At 41.5% G+C, this 8492-nt stretch carries 8 protein-coding genes and 1 tRNA gene; 4 read left to right on the forward strand and 5 right to left on the reverse strand.

Annotation, left to right across the window (positions count from 1 at the left end; genetic code table 11):
- The first annotated feature begins 698 nt into the window (after positions 1–698).
- Positions 699–799 (forward strand) — tRNA-Pro (locus tag Q0C29_RS10740).
- 232 nt (positions 800–1031) lie between these two features.
- On the forward strand, positions 1032–2036 hold the full coding sequence (locus Q0C29_RS10745) for an ATP-binding protein (RefSeq protein ID WP_367173682.1): 1005 nt from the start codon (positions 1032–1034) through the stop codon (positions 2034–2036).
- Between the two features lie 218 nt (positions 2037–2254).
- Here Q0C29_RS10745 and Q0C29_RS10750 read toward each other — a convergent pair whose 3' ends face one another.
- Both Q0C29_RS10750 and Q0C29_RS10755 read right to left on the reverse strand, forming a co-directional pair.
- Positions 2255–3250 carry a glycosyltransferase family 4 protein gene (locus tag Q0C29_RS10750; RefSeq protein WP_292000660.1) on the reverse strand — a complete coding sequence of 332 codons (996 nt, stop codon included), beginning with the start codon at positions 3248–3250 and terminating at the stop codon, positions 2255–2257.
- A gap of 24 nt (positions 3251–3274) precedes the next feature.
- The gene (locus Q0C29_RS10755) at positions 3275–4105 is read right to left on the reverse strand and encodes a sulfite exporter TauE/SafE family protein (RefSeq protein WP_292000661.1); all 831 of its coding nucleotides are present in this window, start codon (positions 4103–4105) and stop codon (positions 3275–3277) included.
- Positions 4106–4199: 94 nt separating this feature from the next.
- Between Q0C29_RS10755 and Q0C29_RS10760 the strand changes: the two genes are divergently transcribed.
- Complete coding sequence (locus Q0C29_RS10760; protein WP_292000662.1) at positions 4200–4868, forward strand: hypothetical protein; 669 nt, start codon at positions 4200–4202, stop codon at positions 4866–4868.
- Positions 4869–4890: 22 nt separating this feature from the next.
- A complete protein-coding gene (pyrF, locus tag Q0C29_RS10765; RefSeq protein ID WP_292000663.1) occupies positions 4891–5553 on the forward strand; it encodes an orotidine-5'-phosphate decarboxylase in 663 nt (220 codons plus the stop codon).
- Positions 5554–5613: 60 nt separating this feature from the next.
- Here the strand turns inward: pyrF and Q0C29_RS10770 are convergent, their stop codons facing one another.
- The 3 genes from Q0C29_RS10770 to Q0C29_RS10780 all read right to left on the reverse strand — a co-directional run bounded on the left by Q0C29_RS10770 (position 5614) and on the right by Q0C29_RS10780 (position 8316).
- Positions 5614–5799: a chromatin protein Cren7 gene (locus Q0C29_RS10770; protein WP_292000667.1), complete on the reverse strand. Its 186-nt coding sequence runs from the start codon at positions 5797–5799 to the stop codon at positions 5614–5616.
- A gap of 322 nt (positions 5800–6121) precedes the next feature.
- Positions 6122–7045 carry an MBL fold metallo-hydrolase gene (locus Q0C29_RS10775; protein WP_292000664.1) on the reverse strand — a complete coding sequence of 308 codons (924 nt, stop codon included), beginning with the start codon at positions 7043–7045 and terminating at the stop codon, positions 6122–6124.
- Between the two features lie 113 nt (positions 7046–7158).
- Positions 7159–8316: an MFS transporter gene (locus tag Q0C29_RS10780; RefSeq protein ID WP_292000665.1), complete on the reverse strand. Its 1158-nt coding sequence runs from the start codon at positions 8314–8316 to the stop codon at positions 7159–7161.
- Positions 8317–8492: the final 176 nt, after the last annotated feature.

The following is an 8492-nucleotide window of genomic DNA, read 5'->3' on the forward strand; positions in this document are numbered from 1 at the left end:
AGGCGGTGACATAGGCGTGTACACTAACTTAGCCATCCTTCTTCATCAATACCAGTATAATGGACCTGATAAGTCAGGGATATTAAGCCAGTATTGGGATGATGAATCCGCTAAAGTTGACATTATCCAGCTACTGGATGTAATGAATAAGATACTGCGTGAGAGAGGTCTTTAAGGCAAAATAACTAGCAGCGTAATACTAACCTTAATCAAGGGTCATTAAGGCTAATGAACATATCGTATAACGCTTACACTAGTTCAGCACTTAACTGTACATGAATCGTTAACTTAACAAATACTGCCATAAATTTACATAATGCCCAATATAATGTGCTTAATGAATCGGCTATCTTCAACCACTACTTAAACTACTTAAACCTAGTTATGGTGATGCAGAGTATTGAAACTATGATTGAAAGAAAGGTTAGCATTCTCAATAACTGGTATACCGAATAGCCATATGTAGCTTTTATCGGGTTTGGCTAAGATAATCCTTAGTTTCATTAAGTTTTCCCTCAATCATCGTGATTCTTCCCCTATACTTTCCTCAGGGTCATTTAAGCGTAAAGCGTTTGATGGAAGCTCAACAACATTGATATACATTAGGTAGCTATGGCATGGTAATGTAAATCTTCTATGAGGGCTATGATGCGTTGTGCAGTAATCTTAAAAAGGAGGATAAATAATCGTGGAATGTAGGGGCCGTAGTCTAGCCTGGTTAGGACACGTGGGTTTAGCCACGCCTAAGGCACGGCTCGGGCCCGTGTGATCCCGGGTTCAAATCCCGGCGGCCCCACCAATTTACATTCACATAGGTATTAAGGAATAAAGGTATAGTCTCCTAAGTCAAGAATACTGTTTCATAAGTACTCTTACTTCCATGGCTTCCTTCTAAATGAACCAGCATTGACTTAAAGTATCTTAATTAAATGAAGGTATAAAAGTGCAATATGCATTACCTTGGTAAATAGTCGAACATGTCTCCACTAAGCATTGCAAAAAGTAATTAAAGTACATGAGAAACCATTAATATGATGAAGAAGATTAAGCTAAGCTTCGCTAATCTAACAGTTGAATTCACTGATAGGAATTTGGCACTGAGGCGTATTGAGGAATGGGCGGAGAAAAGCACATTCCCTGTCCAGGTAATCTATGGACCAGAGGGTTGCGGTAAAACTGCTTGGCTTAAACAATCTATTGAGCTCCTTAAGGAACTGGGATTCAATGTTATTTACATTAATCCTCTCAATAAGGAGGTTATTACAGAATTCGGTATTACGAACCTAAGGGATAGGTTCCTCACTTTAGTTAGGGACGCCATTGCTCAAAATGCCCTTGGTAGGCTTGCTTGGTTAGCCTTTGATATAGCTAAGGAGTTGATTAAGGAAACTAAAAGTAAAGTAGCAGTGATCACCGATGATGCGTTCCAAATAATAGGCATTAGGAATGCGGCAATATATGTGAAAGCTTTACTTAATTTAATCGAGTACCCACCGGAAATGTATGAAAGAATAATTACGATAACCGCTACCAGCGAGGGTGTAAGTCTACGGGAAATAGGTAGGCATGAGTGGGCTGATTTAAGGCCAATGTGGAATATGCCTAAGGAAGGCTTCAGGCAACTCTATGAGCAAATACCTGGCGATAAACTGGACCTCCTCGAAACCTGGAGGTTAACGGGTGGTAACCCGAGAATGCTTGAGAATCTCTATAAAGTGAATTGGAACATAGACGTTGTAATAGAGGATATTATCAGGAGGAAGAACATAACACCTCAATTTATTGCCAGGTGGCGTAATTGGCTTGAGGAGGCGATTAAAGACCCAGACACACTATGGAGTCCTAACGCTCCAGAGGAGTTGATCAATGAGTTAATTGAAAAGAACCTGATACTATACTTCCTGCCAGAGAGGAAACCATGGTTCTGGATAGATCAACCACCATTAGAAAAAGACCCAGAACTCGGTATTGGAAGGTACGTAGCCTGGCAAACACCACTCCATAGGGAAGCAATCAGGAAAGCATTAGGGAAGTAGGCAAGAGCCTCAACACTAATCATGGATGACCCCTTCCTTGCCTTGAAGAGCGAGCCTTTAATTACCCTAAGTAAGATTATTGGGAATATGGTTTAAAGGCTAAAATACCGTTTGCCGATATATTACGTTAGTTGTTCTAAAATTAAGAGACCCATAAAGCTAATACCGTTAATTCCTTGGTTAATTCATTGCATTAATGCTTCCAGTTCCTTAAAACATTATTTACCTGATACCTCCTCATAAGTTTCCTTCATCATGTTCCTGATTTTACCTAGGTTATGGTTCTCCATAAGTCTTTGAAGCTGCAGACTTGCTCTGGCTTCATACTCCCTCTTATTCAGGTACCTTAATGTGCTTTCAACTAGGCAGTTTAAGTCGCCTAGAGGACATACCACACCTCCATTAACCTTAACAAATTCCCCAAGCCCCTCAACATCAGTGGCTACCACAATAGTCTTATTAGCCATCGCATCCATGGCCGCTAATCCATATGCCTCATGCCTAGATGGGGCTAAGGCAATTATGGATTCTGCAAGTATTTTAAGGACCTTGGGTCTAGGTAAGTAGACGTAGTGCTCATCAATGAACCTTGGTTTACCATAGGGTATTTGACCAATGTATATTGTCTTAACCGAGGAATCAATGGACTTAACCACAGCCATGGTCTTTAAGGCTAAGTCACCACCCTTCCTATAGTAATCATAACCCACGAAGACTATGGCCTTAATCTTAGCGGCCTTAACCTTAAATAATGATTCAATGTAGGGTAATGGAATTACCTTCACCTGCTCATCATTGAAGCCATCCCTCAATAACCCATCCCTAGCCCACCTACTCCAGGTAATTATTACTGAATCCTTATACAGTGCCCTTACTGGTGTTTTAACAGGAGTCATGTTCAAGTATCCTGTGAAGAATTGACCTGGGGATTGATCAGTCTCAAGAATTAGCTTAGTTCCCGGCCTAATATACCAGAAGAAGGCATGCACTACATCGTTTAGTTTCCTTAAATTATCATGAAGCACCTTAATAACCAGTCTAAACCCAGATAACGCATCAAGGCTCATGGACCTGGATTCAACTACTGATGACACATCACCAGTAACCTCTATTTCAAAGTCATTGTAAGGTAAGGAGAATAACCTAAGCATGGGGCCAAGTCTCCTAATGAATCCATTAGAATCAATTGGCGCTAATACTGTTACCTTAGTCACAAATTACCCTAGTGGAGGGGTTGTTTAAAAGACACCTAACCTGTAGAGCATGTATATACCCACCAGCACTATTATGATTCCATAAGCCACCCTAAGCGCATTCTTAGGGGCCTTAACCGCTATGCTTGTCCCAGCATAACCACCGGCAATACCCCCAAGCACGTATAATGCAGCAACAAGTACCAGTACTTCCCCGTAGGCCCAATACTCCGCCCCACTGGCGACACCAAAGGTGCCAACGCTTATCAATGATGTTCCAATCGCCCTAGTTATGCATAAGCCCGTTGAGAACATTAACGCAGGTACAATGAGGAAACCACCCCCTATTCCAAAGTAGCCGCTCACTAAGCCAACCACGAACCCGGCACTAGCCACCTTCAGAATTGTACCCAGTGTTAACCTTGGGCATTTACTAAGTGACTGAATAATCCTATCAACTTCATCACTCGTACCTGCCTTGGTTGATTCCCTTCTCACAGCCACATATATCCCAAGCACTATCATCGCTATTGAGAAGTATATTAGAAGCCTAGTGCCTGGCGTAATGTGACCTAGGTATGCGCCTATTAATGCACCCACTACCCCCACGCCAGCAAATACACCACCGACCTTCAACGCTACGTTACGCCTCTTGAGGTGCATGTAGGAGTTTATGTATGCGTTTAAGCCAACTGCTAATGCTGTGGTGCCTATTGCCACGTGAGCCGCATTGGGTATTGTGTCTAAACCCACAAGGTATAGGAAGAGGGGTACAGCAAGTATGGAGCCTCCTCCCCCTATTAAACCAAGTGAGAAGCCTACTAGTATTCCTGATACTACAGATAGGGCGTATTGAAGTGGCGTTACGTATATCATAGTTCACGCTTAGTAGGCTTTATAATTTAAAAACTATTCCGTCAAAAATATGACACATAGTTACATTTATTTACCAGTTTAGGGTAGTTTAGTTATGGTTAGTGTCCAGCAGGCCGTTAGGGTCATTGTGGAGGAGAATCCCCTCTACGTGATTGCATTATCAAGCGGCATAGCCAACTTATCAGCAATAGCCAGGGAAGTTAAACCACTTGTAGAGTCCATTGTTGGTAAGGAAGTTAACCTAATGACTATAGTTAAGGCGTTGGAGAGGTTATCATCAAGGAAAGCCCCAACCTCAATAAGGGATATTGGGGAAGCCTTAGAGAAGGCTGAAGTGGTCATATTCAATGGTGTTGATGAGATTGAATTAAGCCTGGTGGACACTGTGAAATTATATGAATCACATGAATTAATGGAATTGTTCAAGGGCTATTCAATACTTTTAACTGATGGGGAAAGGGTGAAGTTAATAGCCCCAGTTGCAGTTCTAGGCAAATTCACAAACACGGTGGGTAGGCAGGAATACACCTTGGTTAGGATAATGTTCGGCGAGAAGGCACCGGTGGGTTTTGTAACATTTATGGTTCAATTAGCTAGAGCAAGTGGAATAACAATAAGGCACATGCTTAGGTATGATAATGACGTATTCATAGTTGTTGAGAGAAGTTATGCGGTGGCATTACTTAAACTAATTGAGGATCTAAGGAATAGCGTTAGGAGAAGGCAGGTGAATCAAAGTAATAATACTGGCTTACTTAAATAACCCCTCCTAGCCTCATTAGGCAATGAGGATAAGGGACTTAAGAAACGCAAGTAGGGTAGTGTTGGCCCTAGACTTAACTGAACCCAGGAGATACTGGGGCATTATGGATGAGTTAAGGGGTTTAGTTAAAATTGTTAAGGTTAGTTGGGTAACGTTACTTACAATAGGGCCTGAGGGATTAAGTAAGCTGATAAATTATAATAAGGATGTTTACTTCCTCATGGACGCTAAATTAGCCGATGTAGGGTTCATAAATAACATAATCGCAAGTAAACTTAAGGAGCTGGGTGTTAATGGAGTTATAGTTCATGGATTCGTAGGTAAGGTTAACATGCCTAATGTAGAAGGCCTAGATTTACTAGTTCTAGCATCAATGACAAGTGGGGGTGAGTTATATGATGCTAACTTTGAGGGGATGATCAGTATGGTTAAGGAGATTAACGCCGCAGGGGTTATTATTGGTGGTAATAAGCCTAATTTAATAAGGAGGGCAAGATCATATTTAGGTAATGACTACGTAATACTTAGCCCAGGTATTGGTGCACAGGGGGTTAAGCCGGGGTGCGCGATATTTCATGGTGCTGATTTTGAAATAGTGGGTAGAGCCATATATGAGTCAGGGAACCCTAGGGATTCATTTATTAAAATTGAGGAGGAGTCTAAGAAGGCTGAGTGCAGTCAATGATTAGTGAAAAATAAAAGAAATAAAATGTTTTTACCTTTAAGTCATTATTTTTTAACTCAATTACTCGATCTTGCCTATTGCCTTCCTTATTGTCTTACCATTAGGGCACTTGAAGAGCCCTATTACAACACCCTTCCTGCCCTTTGGCTGAAGCACCCATGCCTTAACCGGCTTCAGCTTAACCATCTGCCCATCGCATTCTACTTCATACTCCTTATTGAGGTATTGTTGTACGTTTACTGCCATACCGGTCAATAGGTATGCTGCGTAATGGCTAATAAACATGAAGAGCATTAATTATGGAAAAAAGAGATTAAATACTGCTCTTTTAATCATCAAATATATCATTATTACGTGAAGAATTGCTTATATTTAACCATAGTGCACTCATAAACTTCTCAATCAAGTCACCAAAGCTTATTAGTGAATAAACACTTCTATTGCTCATTAATGATCACTAATCCTAGAAAAGGATGATTAAGGCTTTTCACGGTTAATAATGGGTTTATTAAGGAAGTATACTTTAACATGAGCCAAGCCCACTACTTAAGCATCCTAGGATGATGCATTATTCCTCTACACCACCCCTCTTAAACCTACTAATATAATCCCTCCCAGGATTCTCAACTTCATATAATTCCCTCCTCCTGGCTTCAAGCAGGTTATCACTTAAGCCAAGTAGTGATGCGTAGGTATGCGCTTCAATACCACTGGGTAAGTAATCCCTCCAGTTAATTACTCTGAGTAAGTGATGAGCAATTATAAGTTTCTTAGGTTTAGCGTTACTCCATATTGTGACTAGGTTATTATTAGCCTCATTAAGATCCTCCTGCTTAAAGGAACCGCCAAGGAGGTATGCTGGGAAACCACCCACTATTAGGAAATCAGCCCTAAGATTTAATGCGAATTCAACAGCCTCCCTGGAAAGTGGGCCTTGAACATCAGGTATGTAGCCGAGGGAACTGGATTCATCAATGATTCCTAAGCCTACCACGTACCCAGTTCTACTACCTGGTTTACCGTGGGGAATTGGAGTGGAGAAAATAAGCCTAGTGTTGTTAACCTTAATGGACTGCCCATCACACTTAACCCACTTATTCACTAAACCCTGAATCGCCTTAAAGAGTCCAATACCTCTCCTCCTCTGGCTTGGGTTAACGGTTTCATAATCCTTAGCGAAAACTACCTTACCTTCATAAACCAATTCATAGTCCTTGGCCCCAGTACCCATGTAGATGCTACTGTAGGGTGGGGTGAAGTGGTCCCTATGGTAATGAGATATGAAGATGTAATCAACCTTATCAGCGAGATTCATTAACTTCCCCCTAAAGGCTTTAAGGGCGTCGAACTCCCTTGGATGCGGTGGTAGACCAAACCTAAAGGGAACTAAGCTTGCCCCTGGGTCAATCAATATCTTTAAATCCTTAGTCTCCACGTAGAGGCTCATTGATCTTACACCAAGGCTTTCCTCACCAAGTGGCTTAATTAGCATGAATACTTCAGTATAGATACTGAGTTTTAACCTTAAGCACCTTCTTAATTCACTGCGTAACGCTTGCTTAATTATGCGTAGTCAAGGATTCGGCATGAGGATTAAGTGCCCTATTATTTTAACCTTGGTTTGGCTTTACCATTATACTTAAGTATCATAACCCCTAGCGCTAGTACTGGCATTGATAAGTAAATTAATCCACGCCTATACCCTGAAATTGATATTACGTAACCTATGTAGAGTGGCCCAATTATGTTGGCTACAGGGAAGGCTGAATTATACACACCATACGCTGTACCTCTTCTTCTCAAATCGGTTAACATTGCCACCAGTTCAGTACTGGAAACACTATACGTGCCCCAGACAAGGGCGTATGATGACATAACTAGAAATGCATAGACTGGGTCAGGTGGAATAATGGCATTAAGTAGGAAGAATAAGCCGGCTAGGATTAGGCTGAGGCTGAATATTAACCAGGCGTTAATCCTACTGAGCATTTTAGTGAACACGTATATTACTGGGATTTCAAGGAGGGCCTCAATGCTTAATGTCAATGTGGCTAGGGCATAGCCCATCCTTAGGTTAAAGGCGTAAAACACAGGTATGTAAAGGTTCTTGGCAACATCAGTGAATAGGAATATTGTTACGGAAAGCATTAGTAACCAGAAGATCATTGAAATACCATTACCCTGGGTTACCCTAGTGGCTTCTGCAGGCTCCTTACGATCACTGAAGATTATGCCCCTTGAAACCGCGTAAACACCCAGTATTAATACTGATGATAGTAGGAATATTAAGCCGACGCCGACCTTCTCAAGTATGAGACCTGTAAAGGCGGTTGTTAGGGAGTAGCCTAATGAACCTCCAATCCAAAAGTACCCCATCTCCTCAGTGGCGTTAACCCAGCCACTAGCCTCAGCCATGATGACTGGCACCGCCCCAGGGGCCATTAAGTTGGCTAGGAATAGGATGATTGTAAAGATTGTTAGAGGTAATGGTAAGGCTAAAATCATGTAGAAGACGGCGCCACCAATAGTTGTTACGGCAATAATCCTCCTCCTTCTTGAGGGTGAGTCAGCTAACTTACCCCAAAGAACAGCTGAAATGAAGCCGCTTAATGATAAGCCGGATAATATTAGGCTAATTAAGTCTACGCTAACTCCTAGTCCCCTTAAGTATAATGGTATGGCTGGGTAATATAATCCACCAGCAGCACTGTACAGTGTGTTAACTTGAAAGAGCTTACTCTTTCTAAGTCCTTCACTAATCATCTTATCTATAGTCTAAGTAGCCTTGTGTTTTAACAATTACGCCCTTAGGCTTAAAGTTTTTAAACAATAGGTGTTAATTATGATGGTGTCTAAGGTTAATCAATTAACGTTCTCAGAACCATGGGTGGAGCGTTTTAGGCCTGTTAGGCTTGTTGATTTGGTTGATCAGGAGGGTG

The sequence above is a fragment of the Caldivirga sp. genome (assembly GCF_023256255.1).
GTDB lineage: Archaea > Thermoproteota > Thermoprotei > Thermoproteales > Thermocladiaceae > Caldivirga.